The organism is Nostoc sp. CHAB 5836 (assembly GCF_020829445.1).
GTDB lineage: Bacteria > Cyanobacteriota > Cyanobacteriia > Cyanobacteriales > Nostocaceae > Nostoc.
This window is the reverse complement of the sequence record NZ_JAIVFV010000069.1, coordinates 1-25,289: the sequence shown is the minus strand read 5'-3', so window position 1 is coordinate 25,289 and position 25,289 is coordinate 1. Positions and strand designations below refer to the sequence as shown.

The 25,289-nt window shown below is 41.8% G+C and carries 23 protein-coding genes and 1 pseudogene; 9 read left to right on the top strand and 15 right to left on the bottom strand.

Going from position 1 to position 25,289, the window contains the following annotated elements; all coding sequences use genetic code 11:
• Nucleotides 1–12: 12 nt before the first annotated feature.
• The 5 genes from LC605_RS15750 to LC605_RS15730 form a co-directional block, all read right to left on the bottom strand.
• Entirely contained in the window at nucleotides 13–402 is a 390-nt protein-coding gene (locus tag LC605_RS15750; RefSeq protein WP_229548464.1) for a single-stranded DNA-binding protein, read from the bottom strand.
• A complete protein-coding gene (locus tag LC605_RS15745; protein ID WP_229548463.1) occupies nucleotides 399–659 on the bottom strand; it encodes a hypothetical protein in 261 nt (86 codons plus the stop codon). Before LC605_RS15745 ends, LC605_RS15750 begins: the two co-directional genes overlap by 4 nt.
• A gap of 20 nt (nucleotides 660–679) precedes the next feature.
• Nucleotides 680–1,039, bottom strand: coding sequence for a hypothetical protein (locus tag LC605_RS15740; RefSeq protein WP_229548462.1), 360 nt, complete (start codon nucleotides 1,037–1,039; stop codon nucleotides 680–682).
• 105 nt (nucleotides 1,040–1,144) lie between these two features.
• Complete coding sequence (locus tag LC605_RS15735) at nucleotides 1,145–1,822, bottom strand: hypothetical protein (protein WP_229548461.1); 678 nt, start codon at nucleotides 1,820–1,822, stop codon at nucleotides 1,145–1,147.
• A complete protein-coding gene (locus LC605_RS15730; protein WP_229548460.1) occupies nucleotides 1,822–2,472 on the bottom strand; it encodes a hypothetical protein in 651 nt (216 codons plus the stop codon). Before LC605_RS15730 ends, LC605_RS15735 begins: the two co-directional genes overlap by 1 nt.
• Nucleotides 2,473–2,558: 86 nt before the next feature.
• Between LC605_RS15730 and LC605_RS15725 the strand changes: the two genes are divergently transcribed.
• The 6 genes from LC605_RS15725 to LC605_RS15700 all read left to right on the top strand — a co-directional run bounded on the left by LC605_RS15725 (nucleotide 2,559) and on the right by LC605_RS15700 (nucleotide 7,889).
• On the top strand, nucleotides 2,559–2,846 hold the full coding sequence (locus tag LC605_RS15725) for a hypothetical protein (RefSeq protein ID WP_229548459.1): 288 nt from the start codon (nucleotides 2,559–2,561) through the stop codon (nucleotides 2,844–2,846).
• Nucleotides 2,847–2,944: 98 nt separating this feature from the next.
• A complete protein-coding gene (locus LC605_RS15720; protein WP_229548458.1) occupies nucleotides 2,945–6,601 on the top strand; it encodes a phage portal protein in 3,657 nt (1,218 codons plus the stop codon).
• 222 nt (nucleotides 6,602–6,823) lie between these two features.
• The gene (locus LC605_RS15715; protein WP_229548457.1) at nucleotides 6,824–7,030 is read left to right on the top strand and encodes a hypothetical protein; all 207 of its coding nucleotides are present in this window, start codon (nucleotides 6,824–6,826) and stop codon (nucleotides 7,028–7,030) included.
• A 63-nt stretch (nucleotides 7,031–7,093) separates the two neighbouring features.
• Nucleotides 7,094–7,282: a hypothetical protein gene (locus LC605_RS15710; protein WP_229548456.1), complete on the top strand. Its 189-nt coding sequence runs from the start codon at nucleotides 7,094–7,096 to the stop codon at nucleotides 7,280–7,282.
• 76 nt (nucleotides 7,283–7,358) lie between these two features.
• Complete coding sequence (locus LC605_RS15705) at nucleotides 7,359–7,676, top strand: hypothetical protein (protein WP_229548455.1); 318 nt, start codon at nucleotides 7,359–7,361, stop codon at nucleotides 7,674–7,676.
• 9 nt (nucleotides 7,677–7,685) lie between these two features.
• Nucleotides 7,686–7,889: a hypothetical protein gene (locus LC605_RS15700; RefSeq protein ID WP_229548454.1), complete on the top strand. Its 204-nt coding sequence runs from the start codon at nucleotides 7,686–7,688 to the stop codon at nucleotides 7,887–7,889.
• A gap of 5 nt (nucleotides 7,890–7,894) precedes the next feature.
• Here the strand turns inward: LC605_RS15700 and LC605_RS15695 are convergent, their stop codons facing one another.
• Complete coding sequence (locus tag LC605_RS15695; RefSeq protein ID WP_229548453.1) at nucleotides 7,895–8,617, bottom strand: ferritin-like domain-containing protein; 723 nt, start codon at nucleotides 8,615–8,617, stop codon at nucleotides 7,895–7,897.
• 1,893 nt (nucleotides 8,618–10,510) lie between these two features.
• On the opposite strand from LC605_RS15695, the gene LC605_RS15690 reads away from it, so the two are divergent.
• Both LC605_RS15690 and LC605_RS15685 read left to right on the top strand, forming a co-directional pair.
• Nucleotides 10,511–11,296 carry a cupin domain-containing protein gene (locus LC605_RS15690; protein ID WP_229548452.1) on the top strand — a complete coding sequence of 262 codons (786 nt, stop codon included), beginning with the start codon at nucleotides 10,511–10,513 and terminating at the stop codon, nucleotides 11,294–11,296.
• 155 nt (nucleotides 11,297–11,451) lie between these two features.
• Nucleotides 11,452–12,498: a low specificity L-threonine aldolase gene (locus tag LC605_RS15685; RefSeq protein ID WP_229548451.1), complete on the top strand. Its 1,047-nt coding sequence runs from the start codon at nucleotides 11,452–11,454 to the stop codon at nucleotides 12,496–12,498.
• 894 nt (nucleotides 12,499–13,392) lie between these two features.
• Here LC605_RS15685 and LC605_RS15680 read toward each other — a convergent pair.
• From LC605_RS15680 to LC605_RS15650, 7 genes are all read right to left on the bottom strand, one after another.
• Nucleotides 13,393–13,740, bottom strand: coding sequence for a beta/gamma crystallin-related protein (locus tag LC605_RS15680; protein WP_229548450.1), 348 nt, complete (start codon nucleotides 13,738–13,740; stop codon nucleotides 13,393–13,395).
• Between the two features lie 1,086 nt (nucleotides 13,741–14,826).
• Nucleotides 14,827–16,326: an Ig-like domain-containing protein gene (locus tag LC605_RS15675; RefSeq protein WP_229548449.1), complete on the bottom strand. Its 1,500-nt coding sequence runs from the start codon at nucleotides 16,324–16,326 to the stop codon at nucleotides 14,827–14,829.
• Nucleotides 16,327–16,542: 216 nt separating this feature from the next.
• Entirely contained in the window at nucleotides 16,543–17,316 is a 774-nt protein-coding gene (locus tag LC605_RS15670; protein ID WP_229548448.1) for a TIGR03943 family protein, read from the bottom strand.
• A gap of 183 nt (nucleotides 17,317–17,499) precedes the next feature.
• A complete protein-coding gene (locus tag LC605_RS15665; protein WP_229548447.1) occupies nucleotides 17,500–18,552 on the bottom strand; it encodes a permease in 1,053 nt (350 codons plus the stop codon).
• Nucleotides 18,553–19,427: 875 nt separating this feature from the next.
• On the bottom strand, nucleotides 19,428–20,495 hold the full coding sequence (locus tag LC605_RS15660; protein WP_229548446.1) for a WD40 repeat domain-containing protein: 1,068 nt from the start codon (nucleotides 20,493–20,495) through the stop codon (nucleotides 19,428–19,430).
• Nucleotides 20,496–20,631: 136 nt separating this feature from the next.
• Nucleotides 20,632–20,925 (bottom strand): hypothetical protein, encoded by a 294-nt coding sequence (locus LC605_RS15655; protein WP_229548445.1) that lies wholly within the window; start codon nucleotides 20,923–20,925, stop codon nucleotides 20,632–20,634.
• A gap of 541 nt (nucleotides 20,926–21,466) precedes the next feature.
• Complete coding sequence (locus tag LC605_RS15650) at nucleotides 21,467–21,637, bottom strand: hypothetical protein (RefSeq protein WP_181985174.1); 171 nt, start codon at nucleotides 21,635–21,637, stop codon at nucleotides 21,467–21,469.
• A gap of 335 nt (nucleotides 21,638–21,972) precedes the next feature.
• On the opposite strand from LC605_RS15650, the gene ald reads away from it, so the two are divergent.
• Nucleotides 21,973–23,064 carry an alanine dehydrogenase gene (gene ald / locus LC605_RS15645; protein WP_229548444.1) on the top strand — a complete coding sequence of 364 codons (1,092 nt, stop codon included), beginning with the start codon at nucleotides 21,973–21,975 and terminating at the stop codon, nucleotides 23,062–23,064.
• A 582-nt stretch (nucleotides 23,065–23,646) separates the two neighbouring features.
• On the opposite strand, the gene LC605_RS15640 is transcribed toward ald, so the two are convergent.
• Nucleotides 23,647–24,759 carry a DUF1822 family protein gene (locus LC605_RS15640; RefSeq protein ID WP_229548443.1) on the bottom strand — a complete coding sequence of 371 codons (1,113 nt, stop codon included), beginning with the start codon at nucleotides 24,757–24,759 and terminating at the stop codon, nucleotides 23,647–23,649.
• Between the two features lie 57 nt (nucleotides 24,760–24,816).
• A pseudogene (locus LC605_RS15635) lies at nucleotides 24,817–25,289 on the bottom strand (hypothetical protein); the annotation flags it as partial.

Here is a 25,289-nt window from a genome sequence, read left to right as displayed (position 1 = left end):
CTTTGTCATTTGTCAAAGATAACGACTAATTTTCTCAGGTAACGGCTCGACTTCTTTCTCTGAGACTGGTTTAAAAGTAATCAAGCGTTCGTACACATTTTCACCTGCATCATCCTTACCAGTGCAGCGAGAGAACCAAATAGCTGCACTAAATTTGTTAGAGGGCGATCGCCTAATAAACTGATATCCTTTCCAAGTTACTATCGCCGCTCCACACTGGTCTGATCGCTCTACAATTGCATCAATACTAGACCAATCAAAACGTTTAAATTCCTCAATGTTTCGCTGATGATTTGGTGCAGTATTAGGAGTTAGCCTATTTAAACTGTCGGCTATTTGCTCAAGTGCCAGCATTTGCCGATGTTGAATTTCAAGCCAAAGGTTAGTTTGTTCTGGTGTCATCTTATCTGATGTTCGCCATTAATATCAACATAAATTGCTATATTTGCGATCGCACCACAAACGACATCCACAATATAATTATTCGGTGGTTTCAGTGCCTGCCGCTTCACTGTGGTAATTTGCTCATCAGTTTTAAAATCGTTAATCAGGCTTTCTCTAAGAAAATGCTTAAGGGCCGGAATACCGTGATGCAAATCTAGGGCAGCAGTTAAAGCTAAACCTTCCGAGGAAATGCGATCGGTTGCCCCAAAGGTCATCAAAATCTCCATTTTCACTATTAAAAATGCGATAGCCCAGGACGCAACGATTCACCCTCGCCCACAGGGGCAGTGCAAACCAAAAGTAAATGCCGGGATTCGTGGGTTAGGCGTTGGCATAGCCCGCCAACTCTACCAGACGCTCCGCGAACGGCATCGCACTTCACGCCCAGCAATTGGACAACCTTTTGGTAATGGATTGGGAAATTATTGTACAAAACCTCTGCTACTTCATCAGGCGGCCATACAGGCATTCCCGATAACTCCTGCAATAATTCCAAATGATAAGTGCGAATTTTCTGATGTTTAATAGCTGGAATATCGGATTTGAATAAAAGATGGAAATCGTTATCAATGAAATTTAACCGAGTCCATTCCATCCTTTCACCAACTTTGCAAATACTGCCAACGTTCTCTAACAGTTTTTGCCCCTAAAAGTGCGTTGTGATTTCCTGGTGTCAAAGAACATTCAACGAATTCGGTGTCTAGCCAATACCGCATAAGCTTTCTACTTTTACTTCATCAACATCAATCTTTACTGTTCGCATTTGATTCTTAGGTGAAATAACCCCACCTGTTTGTACCTTCCCTTTCACCCCAACATACTTAATATCCCCATCACCCCATAAACAAACAAAGTGCGATCGCACTTCATCTAACAACTCAGGTAGCACTACAACAACTCTCTTGTAAATCACCACAGTCCGAACTTTGACTACTTTATCCTTCACGTTACTAGAGACGTAAATCCTCCCTTCGGAATTAATCGCAATCTGGTCATCTTCTGTTACATCGTCGCGGTGGGGCATAATTTCCAAGCCCACACCCTCACCTGATTTTTCGTTGGAATCAGTTAGGTAATATGCGATCGCACTGCTCAACTCCTCTTCTACTATTTGAAAATTCGTCTGCCCATTAGAATTTTTCAATCGCCCAGACCGAGATTTAGGTTTTGCTTCCAGCATCTCAATAGACCGAGCATCATAATCAACTCGGTATTGCTTCCCAAGTGCGATCGCGCTTATTTCAGCGCATTCGGGCTGTAATTTAAAGGTTAGTTGTGCCTCTGATTCTGTGATTTTCACAGAATGAGGCATAGCATAAGCGGCAATGGGTTCACCCTTTACCTCCACCCACGCCCTGTAAACTTTCTTAATATTCATCAACTAGTGGGTCTAACAATACCTTGGGCTATCTGAATTGTATCAAGAGTACTATTACCAGTCCCAACTAACGGCCCAAAAGTTTGCTTCAGTGCAGGACTAGCCGCGCCGTCGTACCATCTTCCAGAAACACTGACAACCGGGAATCCAGAAGTATTAGCACTAAAAGTCATGTCTGCCTCAGCGATTTTTCTGTGTAGCGCTGTTCCAGAATTAGCAGTAGTTGTGGCAATAACCACATTGCCAGCTGTTGTAGAATCAGTATTTGCTAGCGTAAATGCTTGCCCTGGAATCAAGGATTTAATTGTAATTACAGCACCAGCAGAAGTAGCCCAAAGCGACGGATTGGTGTTAATTAAAGTCGCCAAGAAAGCCGCAATCAAAGGCGCTGTTTCACCAGCAAGTTGTTTGTGCCTGTATGTGGGGGCACTGCTGCCCACCGTTGCCTTGATTGCATACTCATCACCTGTTGTCCCCGCCGTAATTGTCACTGTGGAAACTTGAGGAACGTTATCTGGGTTTAGAGTCAAATACCACTCGACTGTTATTTTATTGGCAACAGAAGTTATAATCCGGTACTCTGCTTCCAGTTCTGTTGGGGTAGTTGCAACATCTCTGGGGCGATCGTAATCAATTACTCCGATGGGCATAATAACATATCTGATACTGCGATTATTTTGGGCGATCGCGCTAAAATTTTACCGAGGTTTGCTATTTCAGCAAAACAGGAATAAAAATGACAGAATCACCAGAACAGCCAAGCCGACTTGACCGTATAGAAGGAATCTTAACTAGAGTAGCCCAACAACAAGAACGTAATACAGAAGCAATAGCTGACTTAACAGATAACGTTACCCGTGTCTTAGGTCGTAGCGCAATTTTAGATGATGTACTGCTGGAACTACGCGATAGCCATGAGGAACTTAAGCAAAATTTTCTAGAGAATCAGCGCACTACTAACGCAGCATTAAATCAACTTGGCGCAATATTGGTACAGCTAACACGGATTGATCCGCAAAACTAGCTATCCCCTGGTGGGTCAGCCCCTTTGGGGAAGTCACGCATTCAAAAGTCATTGAAAAACCCTTACACTCAAGGCGCGATCGCCCACCTACCAAAAAAATGAGTGAGAACCCCTTTGTTGCCCAAGTCGAAGCCGACGACAAAATCCGCCTAGATGCCACTTTAATGAACGTCTTGACCCAAATGGGTACAGGCGGCGACAAGAGTGAATATACAACAATTGGCAGGAGTAAGCGGATACCAAAAGAGCAACTAGAGGACTTGTATCGTGTCCCTATTTGCCGCCGTATTGTTAGGGCACGACCAGATAGTGCAGTTCTCAAGGGATGGAATTTAACATTAGGAAATGGCTCTGACCAAAAAATAATTGGGAAGTTTAATAAATACCACGATCGCCTAAAAATCAAAGAAAAATTTAACCAAGCTCAAATCCAAGCCAATATCTACGGTGGCTCTGTGATTGTGATAATTGCTGATGATGGTAAAAATTCCTCAGAACCGCTAGAAGTAAGCAAGATTAAAAGTATCACCTCACTTGAGGTATTAGACCGTTACAAAATTGCACCCGATTTACAATTGGGAATTAACGCTTCAGAACCCGAATACTACAGATTACTACTACCAGAATTTCTGCAAGGCAAATTCAATCAGCTTTTCCCTAGCGAGAAGGGGAGAAATTTCAACATCCACTCTTCGAGAATTATTAGGTTTGATGGCGTTGCTTACACTCCCGATATGCTTTGGGATAACGAAGGGTGGGGAGGCAGCATCCTTGAGAACTTATGGGAAGACTACCGCGACTGGAAAACTGCCCTAAAAGCGATCGGGGCAATGGTGCAGGATTGCTCCCTCTTTGTTTACAAGCTCAAAGGCTTGGCAGCAATGCTCAAAGCCCAAGATGAAAATTTGCTGAAAGCTCGGTTGCATTTGATGCGCATGATGATTTCAGTATTTGGTGGGTTTGCGGCTGATGCTGAAGGCGAGAGTATCGAATTCCCTTCTCGTAGCTTTGCTGGGGTTGGGGAGGTTGCAACCCAACTGCGGGATTCGTTTATCGGTTCGGCAGGTATCCCACATGATCGCTTATTTGGTGAATCTCCAAGCGGATTAGGGGCAACCGGCGAAAGTGAAGAGAAAAATTGGAGCCATGATGTTGCATCGTTTCAGCAAACTGAGTGGCTACCTAAATTAAAGATTATCGGAAGTTATATCTTTCTTGCTAAAGATGGCCCATCTAAAGGAATTGAACCAGAAGACTGGGGTTTTGAATTTCCTTCGCTGCTCCAACAATCAGAAGCGGATATCGCTAGCAATCGCTCTACTCAAGCTAGTACCGATAATACTTATCTCAGTACTGGAGTTTTGCTGCCTGAAGAAGTCCGGGCTTCCCGATTTGGCGGGTCAAAATACTCGATCGAAACTGTCCTCGATGAAAAACTTTTCTTTAAGAAACAGAAGGAAGCAGAGGCGCAACAGCAACAGCAATTTGGTGATTTTGGTGGTGAGGAGGAATTACTGTCAGAAGAAGAACTGCCGTCAGAAGAAGTGACCAATGAGGACTCTGCCGAGAGGTTCGACGCTTTGTACTCCCAACTTCCCAAAGATTCAGAAGGCAGAGTTAGATATCTTGGTAAATGGTGGCATACCAATAAACCAGTGAAAAGCGATCGCACTGGTAAAAAACGGATGGTGTTGGCGAAAAAGGGCGATCGGGTTAAGTTGGTTCATTATGGTGCAGAGGGCTACCAGCACAACTACTCAGAGTCGGCTAAACGCAACTATTTAACCCGTAGTGCTGGCATTAAAGACAAAAACGGCAATCCTACTTATGATGACCCATTTAGCCCGAATCACTGGGCAAGAAAGGATTTGTGGAATAAAAAATTACCCGCAGACGGCAGCACACTCTATCAAGGAAGAGGGGAGAAGGAATACCGAAGTTGGGAAGAGAATGGGAAGGGTAAGAAGTGCGGTGACGGGTATACCAGCGCCAAGAACAAATGCCGGACTGATGCTGCTAATCCTGCCAAGAGAATTGTCACTTGGAACGGACTCTCCATTGGAATAACTCACGAACCCGGAGATACCCGTTTCCCTCTTTCTCGCCCAATGGAGTCATCTTATGGGCACTTACGCCGGAGTTACGGTAAAGCCAGCGATGGTAAGTCCATCGATGTTTATTTGGGCGATCGCTTGGAATCACCTCAAGCCTACAAGGTACGGCAACTTGACCCAGTGACGGGAATGGTTGATGAAGATAAGTATTTCATTGGATTTGAGGATGCGGGTTCTGCGCGAGATTGTTTTACTTACCATGCTGGGCGCGATCGCTTTGGGGGAATTGAGCCAATTAACCAAAGTGAACTGCAAGTATATAGCGAAAAATGCGGTCTTGGGGTTTCCCCAAGTAGAGCAATTTTTAAAGAAAGGCAAGATAACTGCGGTGATGGTGCTACACGATTAAGTTCTGGCGTGCAGACTTTTGAGAGAAAACTCTTTACCAATGGTGCGCCGACTAGTAGTGAAATACTTGAGATTGTGCAAAGCACTTTCCCAGAAGAAATATTGAAGTTGGGAGATTGGAAATATAAAGAGGATGGCACGGCAGACGGCGAATTCTATACACCACTTGGTGTTTACGGGTTTGGAATTAAGAATAACTACTGTGGATATGCTTGGAGGCGAGAACTACGAGTTGACTCCGATCCAGTGCGATCAGGTTACACCTGGGTAAACGATAGACGAAAAAAAAAAGACCAACTTGAAGTTCCCAGGTTGGACTCTGGTGAAGAGGACATAGTAGATTTAATTGTTAAACAGTATACTAAAAAACTTCCTATTCAAGACTGGGTTCGGGCAATAGGCAGAAACTTACAAAATTTCAAAACATTAGAAGATTTGCGCGATCGCACTCCTGAACTATACGACAAACTCAATCCCAGCACTTTTACCCAAGTAATTGAGCAATGTCGAATATTATCCCATCTTGCAGGCATGGCAGATATTGAAGATGAGGTCAAGAGTCAAGAGGAAGAAGGAAGTAGGGATGATGCTAAAGCCCCCCCTTGGCTTAATCAAAAATTTTCGGAAGCGATCGCATATTTCCGTCGCAAAATAGTTATTCCCACTCAACGATGGGGTGAATTCACGGCCCAAAACCATGATTTCGCTTTTACCGTATCTGGTTTAACCAGAGCAGACTTACTTGAGGATGTCCGTTGGTTGGTTGACCAAGCCATCTCAGAAGGTAATGATATCGAAACTTTCACCAGCCAATTTGGCAGACTTATCGGTCGTAAGGGATGGAAGCCCAGTGACAAGAGGATTTACACAATCCTTGATACTAATTCTCGCCGCGCTTACGCTGCTGGACGCTATGAGCAAGCTACCACCCCTGAGATGTTGGAACGCCGCCCTTACTGGATTTGGAAACACCGCGACTCTGTAATTCCCCGTCCCAATCATCTAGCGCTAGATAATAAAGCGATCGCGGCTAATCACCCATTCTGGAAAATTGCAACGCCAAGTTGCGCGTGGGGTTGTCGTTGTTCCTTCTTTTCTGCCAACGAACGGATGCTACAACGCATTGGCGCACGGATACTTACTAATCCCCCCGACCCAAAAACCATCGCTGACCCAAGTTTTCAACGCGCTCCAGGGCTAGCACCAGACGAAGATAGAGAAGATGTTTTACAACAGGGTTTGCAGCGCTTTTCCCCTGATATTGCCCAAAAGGTTAGAGTTATTGACAGTTGACAGTAAACAGTTGGCCGAGAAGATTGCAGATTGCAGATTGATTTTGGTACAAGCCCCGCATATTGTGGGCGGAATGAATCAGTGAGTTGAGGCGTTAGCGTTGCTTGCCGCCTTCGGCATCGCTCGTTCTTAGAGGAAAGTTGGCGTAGTTTACCGCCGTAGGCATCGCCTCAAAGTAAAAAAATGCTGCTAGAATATTCGTAAACCACTAATTGATGATTTATGGCTGGCAGAAAGAAGCTTGACCGCACTAATATTCATGCCAGGGTAGACCCTGGAACGGCAGACAAACTAAAAGAAATAGCTCAAAAGTTAGGTTATATATACGATTGTGAAGGCTCTACAGGTCAGTTGTTAGATGCGATCGCATCAGGCGAACTCATTTTAATTTCCACTAAAACTATACCTAAAAGTGGTTGGCAGATTTAGATAAATGGGTGATAATTATAAGTATGAGGGACAACAAATACTACACCCTCACAAGGAGGTCAATTGACTCAATCTAAAGATAACGGACACGGCGATTATCAACCCGAAGTAAAATTCGAGTATCGAGCTGCTGATGTCTGGGTCAAGGAGGATGCTGATGGTAACCAAGACATCGCTTATACCAAAGATGTCGAAGATGCCTTAGATAAATTGGAAGAGGAAGACGAAGAGTCGGACTCTGAAGATGAATAGCTTCTAACTTGATGTAGCGCCCCTAGTTAGCCTCTAGGGGCCTTCCTTATCGTCTCCTCTATTCTCAGCATAGCTTATGTCATCAACAAGCATTATCCACCCCCTTCACTTTCAAATTATTCGTCGAGAAGGTACAACTTGGTATTTTAAAAACGGAAGTATCTTCTATAACCGCACTGGTGAACCCATCCCTGAAAGTGACAGAGAAAGGTTGTTTGGAATAACCAAGAACAAGATTGTAATAGAACTGTTCCGCATCAATGGCGGCAAAGCTGGTTACTACGTTGTTAATCTTCAAGATAAAAAGTATTATTACTGCGGTGATGAGTGGACAGATGTCAAGGTGAAGTTGAAAGAATTAGGAATTGGCACAGATGAACCAAGTTACTTTTGAATGAAGGCGTTGCCTAAGAAGAGAAGAATTTTTGTGGAGGCGATCGCTTTTCCCTTAGCGATCGCTTACTCCTTCCAAAAACTCTACTTGCTGCGGCGTAGCTTGTCTTACTTCGTGGATGCAGTCAATCTCCAATCTCCAATCTCCAATTGTTTGACAGCTATCAGTTCACTGTCAACTGTTCACAAAAGTCCAGGAACCACGGAACATTGAGGATGTCAATATTTTCGCCACAAAAACTGTATCCCATCAACAATTAAGCCCCATTTTGCCCACCAAACCCGATGGCGCCATTTATCAATTGCTGCTTGGGGTAATGGAGCAAAATCAGCAAGTACTAATTTCAAATAGTTGGCATGATTTAACTCATCGCCAGTAATTTGAAGTGCGATCGCACTTAGCTTTGGGTCATCAGCATCCACTAACTCTTGATACAAAGCTGCTACTTCTTCCTCTAAGACATACATAAACGCTAATTTATCTTCCCAAGAGTAATCGAAAGCAGTCTGACCCTTGAATAGTAATCGTGATGAAACAAACCTGTAAGACATCCCATCAAAATTCTCCAGCAACCCTGTTAACTTTTCTCCAGGGAAATTTATTGAATCCCATTCAATGACTTTTAAATTGCTTGATGGGATATCATTTTTAACTATGTTTTCTTCACCACGGAAAATTTTAACCCAGCGACCAGTGCCAACACGGGAGATGCGATCGCATCCATCGGCAAGAGACGCTAACATATTTCCATGTTTATTTTCCTCATTTCCATGTGTTTTAAGTAATTTAGCAAGCTCAAGTCGATTTTCTTGGATAGCAATATGTGCTAATTTATCGCAAAAAATAGCATTTCCGTATTCTATTTTGGCAAGAGTTCGGATGAACTTTTGTTTATTTAGTATCCCCAAAAAGACAATTATTTTAATAAGTTTTGACGGCATTGCTCTTGTTTATTTGCTTGCATAGAAGCTAAAAGTGCAACAATTAACGAAGTTAGAAGGAAGAGGGAAGACCGAAGTTGGTTTTGTTTCCTCTTCCTTCTCGTGACCAAAGGGAACATGGGTTTGAGTCCCCTGCTGAATCAAAGATTCAGCAGCACCTACTTGGGTGGGGTCTGAATCCCCATCCAAGTTCATCCAACTTCGGTCTATCTCCTTCCTTCTTCCTTCTTCTTCAACGTCCCACAATTGTTAAAGTATTACCTGTAATTGTAAAATAAGGTGCATCGTAGAAATTAGTTCCCGTAAACTTGGCACAACTGAGTAAAAGGGACAACTCGCCTCCTCTGATGATGGCGAGTTAGCAGAATTTAGGGATTCCATCACAGCCCCCTTGTTTGAGGTGTTAGCTTCATTCATCACTCTTGACTCACCTGCTTAAAAATATTCAGCACTGCTGGCATTAGCATTGCTTATCAACTGTGTCTAATCAGGGTTTGCTCTAGAAGCTAAGTTTAACTCTCTCCAAGCACCAGCAATTAATTATCAATTGGTGTTACCCATTTTGTATCTAGACTGATGCCGTTATAACACTATGATGCTCTTGGCCGTCAAGAAGAGGCGGAAGGGGATTTCGGGCCGCCTTGGGTCATAGGCGGGAAAAAATTAAACTGTATTAGCTGATGAAGTATTTTTATATGAAAAAACCGCCTTATTTTATACTTTTTTGCCTGTAATCGCATCTGTCTTAAGACAGAAATCAAAAACGTCTTATTCAATACATTTTTATACTGACTTATTTGTTACTTAGAATAGATGCCAGTATAAGTATCTACTATTCGATGATAATTCTGTAATTCTGGGCGATCGCGATTAAAGTGACCTCCAGTGAAAAAAACACCCCATCATCGTCCCTAACACCCCTCCCCGCTCTTCGGGAGGGGAGACAAAGCGTAGCTTTGGCTCTTTAGGGTTTAAATTGTTTGATTTAAGTAGAGCGACGCAAATAAAAGTAATTGGCTAAAGCTGTCAGACAACCCTGGCTAATGCGAATAAACACGCAGAAAAGTCAGTTAAATAAGTAACAGCTTACTTAAAGGAATTAATAAAACTTTTTTAAAGAGTAATCTCAGCTTAGTACGGGCTTTTTTCTCGGTAGATACACTACTAGTAAGCAATTTCAGGCTTAGTTAGTTATAAGCTTTTCTATTAACTTGTCTTCAAAACATGAAGTTTGTTTAATGACTACAAAAAAATTGTTTAAAGTATACTTAGCTACTTAATAATTTTAGCTACAGAGTGCTTTTATTTACAATAAAATCATCTAAGTCAAGAATTAATACGGATATCATTTTTAACTAATTTATTAAAGAATAATTGGAATAACCGAGTTTTACACTAGGAGTAAAGTAATTATAAAGACTATAACTACTGGCGATGAATGTGATTGCGCCGCGAAACAAAGCCTTGTGGCAGTTAGGCTTTTCCAAGAAATCAAAATTTAAAATAGGGGTGCTAAAGATGACCGACGTACTTGCGATGAGCGCAAATGTAAAGCAAGAAATGCCCAATTACGGATGGTTGCAGAAAATTTTGACCGTTTTTGAGATCAAGAAATCAGACTGTTATTTACAGATGAGTCTCTATGTTTCAGGGTGAAAACTCTTAACGGATTAGTATATCTGTTCCGATTGTAAATGCTTGTTATAAAAGACTTCCAAATAAAAAAATACTCAATTACTTCTTGTGGGGTGGGCGACACGAGCGCCCGTAGCCAAGGGCGGACAAGATGTCCACCCCACAAGTAGTAGTAATTTATTTGTCAGAAGTCCCTAAGCAATAAATCAATTTTTTCCCAGCAATTAAGTAATTAAACACAAATAATACAAATAGATTATGCAGCACGTAACCGAAACCCCACTACAAAAACAAGCCCAAAACATTTCTCTTGAGTCCGAACTATTTAGTATTCCTATGGAGGACTACCAAAAGTTTTACTGTCAGCAATTCCTAGAGGCGATAAAACTTGACTACACAATGGTGGGCCATCCATCGATTGCTCATTGGGTTATCAATTCTATCAAAGTTAATGAGAGTGAAAAGCACACGCACTTTCTATTTGTTTCAGAGGGCGAAGTTACCCTCAACAGCAGTAACGGAGAGTTCTTATTGCGAAAAAACTGCTTTGGCGCAGTTCCAGGGAACTTTTCTTTAGATGGTATAGGAAAAGTGTTAGTGGCAACGCGACTCAACTACACTGGACTTTTCACAATTGGGGGGCCTATTGAACCATTAGGGCGATTAAATTATATTGATGGTTGCTCTTCTACGGTTCTGATTAATCCTTTAAGACGTGGAGAAGCCTGCTTGAATTTCCTCTACGTTCCTCCAGGTGTATCGCAAACTCCCCATACCCATCCCTCATTGCGGATTGGGCTTGTCGCTGAGGGTAGTGGAACTTGTCAGGTGGAGGAAGGAACGTTCAAAATGGAGTCGGGAACGGTGTTCTGTCTTCCAGAAAACAAGTTACATAGCTTCAGTGCGATTGATAATTCCTTAAGAATTATTATTTATCATCCAGATTCTGATGTAGGCCCAACTGATGATTCCCATACGATGCTGAATAATACTTTTGTTGGAGAACAGTCAGCCAAAGTTCTGGATGCGATTAGAACAAAATAACCACGCTCATCAAGCTTGCCTTTTCATTCGAGTATTGTAAAGGCAATCTTGAGTTATTGATAGCAGTTTTCACATCAGTCGAAAACAACTTTTATGATGAAGCAAACTTGACTAAATGAGCATTAAACCACTATATACCTGCTTTAGGAGTGCTGATGATTTTGCTAACAAGCGATACTGAAACAAAGCCGACACAGGCGATGCGACAGGCGATCGCCACTGCTGAAGTTGGAGATGAGCAAAAAGGAGAAGATCCAACTGTTAACCAATTACTAGAAAGGGTTGCAGATTTACTAGGCAAAGAAGCCGCTCTTTTCTTTGCCTGTGGAACCATTTGCAACTTTGTGGCAATCAAGACCCATACTCGCCCTGCTGATGTGGTGCTAGTAGAACAGATGGCACACATTATTCGAGCTGAATCGGGGGGTGCAGCGATGACTTCTGGTGTACTGATGGAACCGATTGCAAGCGATCGAGGAATTTTTACAGTCGATGCTCTGGCTCAATCACTTGCAAGAGTCGCCACTGCTCCTTACCTTTACTCTCCAATTCCCCGCTTATTGTGTGTTGAACAAACCCACAATTTTGGAGGGGGTTCGGTTTGGCGGCTGAATGAACTACGTGAGGTTTGCGAGTTCTCCCGTCAAAAAGGTTTAGCTACCCACATGGACGGGGCACGACTTTTAAATGCAGTTGTTGCATCTCAAACTTCAGCCAAGGATTTTGCTGCTTGTGTTGATTCTGTCTGGATTGACTTTACTAAAGGACTGGGCGCACCAATCGGTGCTGTTCTTGCGGGTACACGGGAGTTCATCGCCCAAGCACGTCGATATAAACACATTTTTGGTGGCGCAATGCGTCAAGCTGGCATTGTCGCAGCAGGTTGTCTCTATGCACTTGACCATCATGTTGAACGTTTACAAGAAGACCACGACAACGCAACTTATCTGGCTCAAAGACTAAGTGAAATCGAAGGAATTGCAGTTCGAGATCCAAAACCTGAGACAAACATTGTTTTCTTTGATGTTTCAAGACTAGGACTCGACAACCCCATGTTTCTCACTCTGTTACAGCAGCATGGTGTGAAAATGGGAGCCGTTGGTCATTCTATTCGGGCTGTCACTCATTTAGATGTTTCGCGGGCTGATCTCGATTTTGCACTTGATGCTATTTCCAAAGTTGCTAAATCCTCGTCGCACTAAAATAATTTCCAAAGTTGCGAAATCCTCGTCGCACTAAAATAAGGGAGAATCTCTCTCCTAAAAATCCTCTTAAAAACTGACTTTTCACCGTATCTGGAAAACCTCTCTTCTATTTCTCTCTCCTAAAAGGAGAGAGACTTTGAATTTTCCCCCTTCCCGCACTTCGTGCCGCTACGCGAACGTAGGGAAGGGGGTTAGGTTTTTCGTGGACTTTTCCGCATAACGTGAAAAGTCAGCTCTTAAAAATGGGAGCTAAAAATGCCTTATTTTCCCCAATTTATCGGGGGACTAAGGGGGATCTGAAATGAGTATGTACCGAAACCTACCAGTATTGGTTACTATCTCACAATTCACTTTTTCAGATATGGCAATCCGATTTTATTTTTGAACTTATTTGTGCGTAAGAGGGCAAAGTAAACCTCGCCCTCTGTAGATTTTGTAGCAGAGAATGTCCTTCAACTATGTTTTAGGGATGAGCAAAAGCTCATCCCTAAAACATAGGTGTTTGAGGATGTTTGAAAAGTTGTTTGTGATGTATCAAAGGCTTATATATCCTCGTTAAAAAGCAGGATTTTGATTCATTTTCGCCTCTTTTCAAGGGCATGGTTGTTTCATTCTATCAAAGGCTCATAATGTCAAGAATTAATTTTAGCCTAGGCGTAGCCCAGCTTAGGCATAGCTCTGATTTCCCTGAGGAAAATTTGAATTACCTGGGTCGAAATTTAGGTTTTCGATCACTTCTGTCCCAAAAATCATCGCTAATGATATTGACAAAATCCCTACCTGATCGAATGAAACACCCGTGCTTTTTAAGGGAGGGGATCTCTATACAACAGTAGAGTTTACAAACATCCTCTCAAAACGGAAGTCACTATACGACTGGAAAAGCTGTTATTAAGGTACCAGTTGTATAGAGGAAAAGCTGTTATTGAATCCTCCAACTATATTATTCAATAGTGTAGAATTGTTTGTCGCACTGAAACTTTGGCTAGCACCTGAGAAATTGGCATTTTTGTATAATATCCATGTCTGATTATCTGTAATGCTGATTGATGAGGTTGTATTGTCGATACCGAAGTCGGCGAGATTTGCAATAGATCCCGTAAAGGTACTAGCTGTCCCTGTCTGGTTGGCTCCATTATATAAATTTATTGCTCCACCAGAATAAGCAGCGGCGTCTTCCGGGGAAATATCTTCTACACAATTAATTGAGTCGAGGCTTTGAAATTGGTTGTTGGTCATTGCTTTTTTCCTTTGGTAGTTAGCTTGCGGCAAGTTTTTCTTGCCTTCATTATTACTGTATTATAATTCACTTTTTAACATACTACTCAGTTACTATTCTTTACAATATAATCCATCATAATATTCTTTTTTTAAAGCAAAAAATAACTTGATTTATGAACACATTAAAAGATAAATTCTCCCTTGCTTGCAGCATAAGATTTTCAACATTTATAGCTATTTTTCTCCACATAAATTAATTGGAATTATCGCTTTTTTATTTTTTTTGATAAATAAATTTAGTTGGTCTGTCTCTGAATCTTCTCCGAATACGGTTCGGTTAAGATCCCCCCGCCTGCGGCGACCCCGTTAAAAAGGGGGTAAAAGAGGGTTATGAGCCAATATGGTTCGGTTAGTGATATTTTGCCCAGGAGATCCCCCCAACCCCCCTTAAAAAGGGGGGCTTATAACCCAATACAGTTCAGTTAAGGCTAAAACTCTTTGCCAAAGTCAATTTTTTTAACGAACCGCCATCGCGTAGCGTCTCCCCTTGGGAGAAGGACGCCAAGGACGCAAAGAAAGAGAAGAAAGAAATGCTTAACCCAAGTGTATAGAACTTACGCACTGTACAAATCGACCATAATATGCGTCAGACAAAATGTACATTTCAGGTGCTGACTGCAACTCTGATTTGATCGCATATTTACTGTTTTGGGTGTTAGACATGGCTCAAAAGCCCAAGTTTGGTATAGTACATATGTATGATGCGTAAGTCCTAGTGTATTGGCTTATAACCCAATAGGGTTCAGTTAAAAAGAATAGTAGGTTGGGTTGAGTGAGAGCAAAAGCCAACAAAGCTTTGATAATGTTGGGTTTCGTTCCTCAACCCAACCTACGCCAGTTTTAGTTTTTAGCCTTAACCCAAGCGTATTGCAATACTGCGTAGGTTTTGGTGCAACATCAATTGGAGATCCCCCTTAGTCCCCCTTTTTAAGGGGGAAAAATAAGCCATTCTGAGCAAGCCAATTTATCGGGGGGTTGGGGGGGATCGATTCAAAATCTACGCGGTATTGGTATCACTACAGATTACGAATTACGAATTACAAATTATGGTAGCCACCGGGGTCTAAATCCGGCTAAGGGGAGTTTTTCTGGTCTAATTTCAACAGTTGCAGCATCAGCGATGGGCAACAGAGGCATTAACCACAGGCTACTAGTAGCGATCGCATCTCCATCATCTGTTTTCAAAGTGTTTGTGGGTAATGATGCTGTCGTGTTTGTCTGCGGTACTACTTGGTCAAATAACAAGCCTAAACCATCGGCAGATAAACTCATTTGCACATTTCGTTGAGCGGGAGGCAATACTAGTAATGGTTTTTGTTGCCCAGTTTTCAGATCAATTGCTACTACATAAGGCTGTTCTATGTATTGTTTCTTGGATACTAGCTGTGTCAGCAAGCAGTAGAGGGTGGGTGAGGCGATGTCAAATTGGCAGCTGAGAATTGAGCCTGTCGTTTTCAATAGTTGTTTCTGTACACCTTGGTTTGTCACCAAAAACAGATCTCGAGTGTAATCTGTATTAAACTTTACCATCGCTGCTTGAGAGCCATCTTTGGAGAAAGCCTGTACCAAACCAAACTGCGGCAGAAAATCTAGAGGTTTAGTGGCATCACCTTGCAGTGGTAGGATGGCTGCTCCCTGTCCTTGGGCAACTGCAACGGCTTTACTATCTGGTGTTACCATAAAGTCTCCCCCTGGTTGACTTTTTAGGCGTTTCGGGGTAGGTTTTTCTGCTGAACCGTCACTGATTGCTGGCATAAACCATAGTCCAAAGTCGCCGGGATTAGTTTTGTTTCCGCGCTGGATGACAATAGTTTGCCCATCAGGTGATAAGTCAAATTTAAGGTTTTGATAATCTTTACTATCTAAAATCAGGTCAACTCTACCTGCTGGTTCTACTTCTTGTCCAGATTTACCAGAAACGCCTGTTGTCACTGTGTACAGTTGGGCGGAAAGTAACTCTTGGTTGTTTGCGGCGCGAGCAGAAAATAAAATTTTCTCCCCATCTGGAAATGACTCAAAATCCATTACTATCAAGTCTTTGGGGGTAAGTACCCTTTTTTGCTCTTCGGTCAAGTTGTAAAGAACTAACCGTCCCTGTTCTTCTTGATCAGTTCCGATGTAAAGGATGACGCGATCGCGTGTACGGAAGCTACCAACAAAAGGCTGTATCAGCCGATTTCTACCTTCTTGTTGGGCAAACTGATCTTTGGCTCCCTGCAATTTGAGTTGATAATTGGTGCCATAGGGTGCTGGTGTCATGAGTGTATAAACCATCCGCCGCCCTACCCAACTGAATTTACCTGCTAGAGGTGGCTCGATTTTTAAGTTATCCTCGACGCTTTTTATTTCCATTGGGCGGCTGAAGGTAAGGGTGAAGGAGTTATCTTCTGCCCCAATTTGTTGATTTTGCCAAGTAAATTCCCGGATACGAGATGTTACGACATCACCTTGTAATATAATTAACCCAATCAGCACACTTAGCAGTAGCATTAGTGCGATCGCTATCCGATCCAGTGGTTGGACAAATGCTTTAGATTTTGTCATTGGTTATTTGTCATTAGTCATTAGTCATTAGTCATTTGTCATTTGTCATTGGTTATTTGTCATTAACAAATAACTAACGCGATGTGCGACTTATTCTTCAAACCTCACTTCCATTCCTCTCTCCGACACGAAGAGAGGCTTTGATTCTTGCTCCCCTTCCCTTGTAGGGAAGGGGTTGGGGGTTAGGTTTGAGAGTAAAGTTGCACACAGCGTTAACTAATAACTATAAGGATTCTGGGGTTGAGGAATCTTTTTGAGAGAGGTAGCGGCAATGGTAAGTTGGCGTTTACCTGCCAAATTTTCTGTTACCATTTGTCCTTCTACTTCCAACCAGGTATCAGGGGAATAAGCTTCTGGATTGTTTGGGAGTTTGACGGGTAATCCCACAGGATAAGCATCTGCTGCACAGCAAGTTAAGACAAATCGCGCTAAGAACAAATATTCTTTTCCTATATCTGGCGGGTGGATGACAAATCCCTGCACCTTGACTTTTTGTCCTGTATATGTGTCTGGCTCTGGATAGACATTGACAGTGCGTACCCAGTCTACGAGCGATCGCTCCTCTGGACGAACAGTAGCCCGAAAGGCTTGGGGTTTAACACGTGTGCTTCCCAATAAATCAGTCGTCACGCCCCTTTGGAGTGCTTTGTCACTAGCAAAAACTTGCGGTGTAATGATAAAACCTAGAATCGCTGTAGTCAACAACAAGGCACTGCCCCAACCAGGGGGAAATAAACTAATATGCTGCGTGTTTGGCGTCACATCACGGCGACGCCGTTGCCAAAGCTCTTGGATCTTGAACAAACCAATAATGATGAAGCTAATACCAGCCACAATCACCAACCCAAAGTAATTTGGGTGAATCAACAGGTTCAGCTTGTTAGTTAGCCAATACCTCAACATCAAAATCCCCCAAGCTGTAATTGCTACAGCATCCAGCCAAGGGAGTAACAGATTTAAGATTTTAGATTTGGGATTTTTGTTAGCCATTAGTTATTAGTCATTGGTCATTAGTCATTGGTCATTGGTCATTGGTCATTGGTTATTGGTCATTGGTCATTGGTCATTGGTCATTGGTCATTAAACAAAGGATAAAAGACAAAGGACAAAGGACAGATGACTAATGACAAAGAACAAAGGACAAAGGACAGATGACTAATGACAAATATTTTTTTAAAAGACGTGCAAATTCAGAAAAAGGGTAAATACAAATGTTAATTGTGCTGCTAAAGCAAATAAGTAAAAGATAGTTTTGGGTTTAAAAATAGATAACATCAAACCAACACTTTTGATGTCAATCATTGGCCCAAACACCAGAAATGCCAACAATGAACCACTGCTAAAGGTTGAGGCAAAAGATAGTGCAAAGAAAGAATCGACTGTAGAACAAATTGACACCACTACTGCTAATATCAGCATGACCACAATTGACGTAATGGGCCCAGCACCCAAACTGAGAATCAATTCACGGGGAGCTAGCACTTGAATAGCAGCAGCGATCGCACTTCCTAAAATCATCACTCCGCCTAATTCTCGCAATTCTTGGATGCTATTATCCACAACTAGGCGCAGTTTAGCTGCAAGGGGTTTATCGGAGGTAGAGATTAAGGTAGGCGGTACTAAATTCGGATCTATCCGCAGAGGCATACCTGCTTTTCCTCCTAAGATATAAGTCCCGGATTGCAACAGATTCGGTACTGTTTCTTGCTGTTGTACTTGGTAAGGTTTACCACGGCGTTTGGTTTGTGGCTGCGCGGGCGGATTAAACTTCATATACCGAGCGATCGCAGGTTGGACTATAGGATTTAAGTCCTTTTGAAAACTGAAAACAAAACCGATAATTGTGGCAATTGCTAGAGAAAATACGACTCGTAAGACCACTATTTCTGGCTGATCTCGAAATGCTGTCCAAGTTGACCAAATTACAATTGGGTTAATTGTTGGTGCTGCTAGCAAAAAACCAATTGCCACTGGTGTGGGTACTCCCTGAATTAGGAACCGCCGCGCTACCGGTACATTCCCGCACTCACACACCGGAAATAAAAAGCCGATCATGCTGCCAACTAAAGCACCCAGCAGCGGATTTTTGGGCATTTTTTCTACTAATTTGCGCTCATCAACAAAAAACAGCAGCAAACTGGAGAATAAAACCCCAAGAAGTAAAAAAGGCATCGCCTCGACTAGCAGACTTAGAAATATTGTAAAACCATTGTTCAGTTGATTCATGGGCGTCGCAGTCAAAAGCGGTTTTTAGTTTTAGGGTTCTGCCTAGTCATTCTATCGAAATGGGGATCAAAAGCAGTTCGGGAAAATTAAACATCATTTAAGTATCAAGTTGTCCTACGTTTCAAGTAGCGTTTAAGCGCTATAAACCTTTGATTCAGCCAATATAGTGATATTTACCTGAGTGCATTTACTGACGATGACCATTTCTAAGATTGTTTAAGTTCAGAAATTGTTCCGATTTAGAGAGCAAGTAGCTGCATAGATATTTGGGAATAACCTATGTTTATACTTACAGTAATTTGCTGGATAAGATATTAGCTCGGCTGTATTTTCATCAAGGATTCACAGTTATTCGACAATTGGAGTAAGTAGAGCGACGCAAATAAAGCTAACTGGCTAAAGCTGTCATTTGTCATTTGTCCTTCGTCCTTCGTCATTTATAAGGGTTTAAGGTGTATTTACGTTTCGTAATATAGTTTGGTTTATTCTTGCCAACTTACTTAGGCGTAACCCATCGTAGACATCGCTCTTGGTTGCTACCATCATTGATTTTGGCTAGTTTTGGCAAAATTTGATCTGGGCTTTGGTTGATTTTCTACTACAAAAACTCTAAAAATGCAATATTAAAGTTTAGCAAACACGGTAAATGATTGGGGAAATCTTTCGGCGTTAGCGATCGCCTGACTTTCTACATGATGTGAAAAGTTGAGACAAGTATATCCCCGACTTCTCAAAGAAGCCGGGGATATAAGTAGGTCGGCGCAATTAAAGCTAACTGGCTAAGGCAATTCATCGGGGGGTTGGGGGGATCGACGCTTAACCCAAGCGTATTGGGATATAGTCTACCAGTTCACGATTATTTTTGACCATCGCCGTTAATTACGTTTTAGTGGAGTTCCCCAAATCTTGATTTGTTGATCAAATCCACCACTGGCAAGAATTTTACCATCAGGACTAAAAGCGATCGCACTCACCCAGTCTGTATGTCCACTCAGTGTATTTACGAACTCACCTGTAGTTAAATTCCACAATTTAATCCCATCTCTGCCGGCACTAGCAAGGGTTTGTCCATCGGGATTAATGGCGATCGCATTCACCCAGTTATTATGTCCTGTAAGGGTGCGGACTAATTCTCCAGTATTAATATTCCACAGTTTTATGGTGCGATCGTGGCTAGCGGTAACTAATGTTTCTCCATCTGGTGTAAACATTACAGCGCTAACACCATTAGAATGAGCTACCAATTCCCTGATTAATTTACCAGTACTCAAATTCCACAGCTTGATTACACCCTTATTGTCACCACTAGCCAAGGTCTGTCCATCAGGACTAATGGCTAGAGTATAAATCAAATTATCAAAACGTACTAGAGTCCCTAGAGGACGCTGCTGTAGCAAATCCCATATCCGAATCCCATCCAAAGCTCCACTAATGAGAACTTTACTATCAGGAGACACAGCTAAAGATAATACGTTGCTGGTATGTCCGACAAAAGACCGGCTAAATTTAAAATTTTTCAGACTCCAGAGGTTAATTGTATTATCATCACTACAGCTAGCGAGGGTTTGCCCATCTGGTGAAATCACTAAAGATTCTACGGCTGCTTTGTGTGCTTTGTTAATATTCCCCAACTTTTTGCCCTTTGCTGGATTCCACACGCGAATTACACCCTCATTTTCTGCGCCTCCACTCACAAGAATTTTGCTATCTGGACTGAAAGCGAGGGATTTAACGGTTCCGTTATGTCCTCTGAGTGTGTAAAGTAGTTGGACATCAGCAAAGCTGCTGCTAGCTTGGGAGTCTGGCGTTACTTCAATGGCAGCATGAGCTTCATAAATATGAAACCCTTCCCAGGTAGTCACTGGAAGAGCAACAGCTGCCATAAATGCCAGAATAATATACGGGCGTAGAAAATTACCGCCACATCTTCCCTCACTCGTCACTCTTTTTCCTCACTTTTTATACACAAACAAGTCCTCTAGAGTTATGAATTCTCAACTCCCAACTCCCAACTCCCAACTCCCAACTCCCAACTCCAAACTCCCAACTCCTAACTCCTGACTCCTAACTCCTAACTCTCTAAAGAGGTGGTTTTTTCTTAGAAACGCTTAACATTGGTAAAGGCGCACTCGAAGAACGAGAGGGCAAATAATGTTGCACCACTGGCGCCTCTGGTAGAGGACGACGCTGGTGGAAACGCCACAACTTAAAAGCCAGTGCTATCCCTGTTGTTCCCAAACCAAAAGCGAACAACGACCAGCTATCATTCAATCCGCCAATCAGGGCATCCATAGCGCCCATCGTCATCAACACACTAATTAGTGGCTCTTTTCGGTAGGTTAACTTCAAAAAACGAGGTAATACAGCATTCATCACAGCTTGCTTGGTTCCAGTTTACCTTTTGTGTATATTTACCAAGAATACCTCACCCGTAATTTGCCTTTCTCATCCAAGGCAGACACTAATTATAATTTTCTTTAGTAGGGGAGGAAGTTTAGTCATAAATCGTCTTGTCTATACTAGTTGCAAGTCTATGATATTTTAATCACTAATCGGTATTTAGATTCCTTTCTTGCTTACATTCTAGGGCAAGAATTTATGAATAAGAAAAGTATTGGGCGAATAGAATTCGCTACTACACAAACGAACGCGAACAGCGTCTCGAAGAGAAGTCCACCTCCGTGGAAATCATGAAAATTAAAGGTTTTTAACCCAGGTCAGTGGGTGAGAGTTTGTGTAGCCGCACCTGTGCCAGGGCTAGTAATAAATTAGACTTTTCAAACATCCTCTAACTGTATTTAGGGCGAAGTACTTCGCTATGTATAATTTAAGTCAAAACCAACTGGTTGTTCCAGCTGGTTAAAACTCTTTTAATTACTAGTTTACAACTTCCACCTTGTGATTGTTGGTGAAACTACTTCAGACCCAGCCATGATAGCACCCCTTGATTTGTTGTATATTCAATCACCAACAGCAAAGCGAAGCCAATCATTGCCGCTCGACCATTCAAGCGTTCAGCATATTCGTTAAAGCCAAACTTAGGCTCTTCTAGTTTAGGTGTAATCGTTGGTTGTGTTTGTGTCATTTTTTAGAAACCTTTTTTCGGCAAACGGGACTTGATGTTAGACTTCGCAGCAGTGCTTGAATGCCAAGATGACTTGATAAATTCAGCAGAAGCTTCCTAGTGGGGAGCTATACAATCGCTCTTTTAATAAATTGTTACTATTCTTTATATATTGTATAAATACTGGGGCAATAGTCAAGGGTAAGAGTTTGGGGCTATTGAGATTGAATTGAGAAACTTAGAACACAGATTAAGTATCTCTAATACAGCTATCTCTACTACGGAAGTAGGAAGACGAAAGTAGCAAGCTTGAGATAGGCAGGCTACAGTTAAACAAAAAAAATCAGAGGCGGTACATGGAAATCGGCGTTCCCAAGGAAAATAAGGATCAGGAGTTTCGGGTAGGTTTAAGTCCTTCTAGTGTGCGGGTGCTACGGGAAAATGATCATAGCATCTTCGTCGAGACGCAAGCAGGTAATGGTGCTGGATTCTCAGATGACGACTATAGAAGTGCTGGAGCCGAAATTGTCCCGACATCAGAAACGGCTTGGAATCGCCAATTGGTTGTCAAAGTCAAAGAGCCGCTAACATCTGAGTATAAATTTTTGCAGAAAGAACAGATATTATTTACTTATTTACATTTAGCAGCCGATCGCAAATTGACAGAGCATTTAATTGATTGTGGCACAACTGCGATCGCCTACGAAACTGTAGAACAACCTGGTGCTAACAGACTACCATTGCTCACTCCCATGAGCGTGATTGCCGGTCGGCTAGCAGTACAATTTGGGGCTAGATTCTTAGAACGTCAGGAAGGTGGTAGAGGAGTCCTTTTGGGCGGTGTACCCGGAGTCAAACCAGGCAAAGTAGTAATTTTAGGTGGCGGCGTTGTCGGCACAGAAGCGGCTAAAATTGCCGTAGGCATGGGTGCGATCGTGCAGATTTTAGATGTGAGTGTCGATCGCTTATCTTACTTAGAAACCCTCTTTGGCTCTAGAGTCGAATTGCTTTACAGCAACTCTGCTCACATTGAAGCCGCAGTCATTGAAGCCGATTTGCTCATCGGCGCAGTTTTAGTACTGGGACGTAGGGCGCCAATATTAGTAAAGCGCGAATTGGTCAAACAAATGCGTCCTGGTTCTGTAATAGTTGATGTTGCAGTTGATCAAGGTGGTTGCATAGAAACCTTACACCCCACATCCCACACAAATCCGGTATACGTTGAAGAGGGTGTAGTGCATTATGGTGTTCCCAATATGCCAGGAGCAGTACCTTGGACAGCAACCCAGGCACTCAATAATAGTACATTACCTTATGTTGTGCAGTTAGCAAATTTGGGAATTAAGGCACTGGAAGTTAACCCAGCATTAGCTAAAGGTGTGAATGTGCAGAATCATCACTTAGTGCATCCTGCTGTACAAGAGGTTTTCCCTGATTTGGTAAATTAAGGTGTGCAAGGATTAGGCGATCGCTTATAAGGCAATACGGTTCACAAAAGGGCTGAAACTCTTTTTTTTACGAACCACAGAGGCGCAGAGAACACAGAGAGAAGAGAGAAGAGAGAAGAGAGAAGGAGGAAATGCTTAACTGAACTGTATTGCGTTAAAACGGACTATAACCTTTTCTCAGTCGTCTTGAGACGACTTTCGCTATTAGACTCAGAATTCATTCTGAGGCGGGCTAGATGAGAATGAAATAGCCCTGGGGAAGGGGGGTTAGGTTTGTGAGGCTTTGATGTTATAGGACTCATATTTGATTTTTGAAAAGATACGTAGGGTGCGTTAGCGTTTCGCGTAACGCACCATTGGTCAGGATTTGGTGCGTTACGCTGTCGCTAACGCACCCTACAAATACCTAATTTTGTTCAAAAATCAAATCGGATTCCTATAGCAATAATACTTTTCAAACAACCTTTAAGAGCAATGCCACTTTTAAACCATCTGCGCACCTTATGGCGACTGTTTTCAGCGATTTGCATCTGGTGTCAGATATCGAGTCATTGCTAGTTGAGAAGCTTTGTCCTTGTCTTTTTACAATATAAATTCTTCAGTAAATACAGCTCCCTCATAACTGATTTCAACCTGGAATTGTTTATCCAGTACTTCACTAAATTCTAACTGAATAGCATTATCAGTTTGCCTCGCACTGACTTGCTGACTTATAGAATCAGGGGTATTGGGATTAAGAGTAATTTTCAAGTTCAAGCCTGAAGGTAAACATTCTTCTTGAGGAGGAAGAATTTGAACAAGCACACCTTGTTCTCCATTTTCTTCTTTTTTTAGATTGACAATTAAAGCTAAAGCTTGATTTTGCAGCAATAGTCCAAAATCAAATAATTTAGTTTGTGAAATAGGAAAACTATTTGACTCCTTCCGACTTCTAACATAACCCCAAGTTAAGTTATTTGAAATTCTACTCCCAATAAAATCTGTAGATTGCCAACCTTCTTCAAATACTCCATCCCACCATTTACCCAGATTGACTAATGCTTTACATACTTGAGTTGTTACCTGAGTTATATTTTCTATAGCTGTGTTATTACTTGTTACTACTACAGGTAATTTAATCGCAGATGCTTCTAGGAAACGAGTGTATAGCAAGAGGTTATTTAACTCCGTGTCAAATAAAGATAGGGGTAATTGATAACTACCATCTACCTGAGATTTAAAATCTGGTGTTTGAGAATATTTAAATAGTTCATCATAACGTAAAAAGCCATGAATATTTAATTGTTCTTCTTCTTCTAACACCTCCAGCAAGACATAGAAATGAGCAGCCGTTTTGGCTGAGGTAACAAGTTTTGCTGGTACGATGACAAAATCATCAATTAGGTTATCTACGGTAATTAAGCAGAGGCGAAATTCACCCACACTGAGATAACAGACATCATCAATTGCATTAGCACTGTTATCTGGTTTAATTGTGATATTTGGATTTCGTTCTTTCAGACACTTTTCAAAACCAAGTTGTGCTAGTGCGTTTAAATATATTTTCCATGCGCCGAACTCGCCGAACTGACTAAAATGATTATCACTGATTACTCGCGCTTCGTCAAAATCTTCTGGTTCTAGCCAAACAATTTTTGGTGACAAGTTTATTTTTATGTCTTGTGTACCAATTGTAGAAATGTGTGAGTTACTCATACTTCCTCTGTAATTCATTTTATGCTACAACAGCTATGTATGTTTGATCATAAATTATTAATTATTAAGGTAGATGCGGAGCGTTTGAGCAAATAAGCTGTTTTTTATCTGTTTTTTGCTAGCAGCTAATTCGGCTTTTGCTTCTTTAAATGTTTTCTCATAGGCAAATTTTCTAATTTCAGCAGCAATATTTTTTAGATAATCAGGTTCATGATAAATTCTAGTGAAATTAGATTTATTAACTGATTGTAAAAGTTCCTCTAAAAAAATATCTTCGGTTCGATACTGGACAATTTCCAAAAAGGTTTCTAGCTGAAAAATGCGTCTGGCTTTACTCCATTCGATTTCCCAAAGTTTACCAATTTCACTCAAAGACTTATTCTCTTGGTAATAAAGTCGTAAACCTTCCGGAAATCTTTGAGCAAAGTTTTTGTAACCTCTGCTTTTTGTCAAATCTTCAATTCGCTGGTTAATTACCTCTGCTATTATTTGGTATAACACTTTTTCAAACAAATTTTTACAGATTTCTT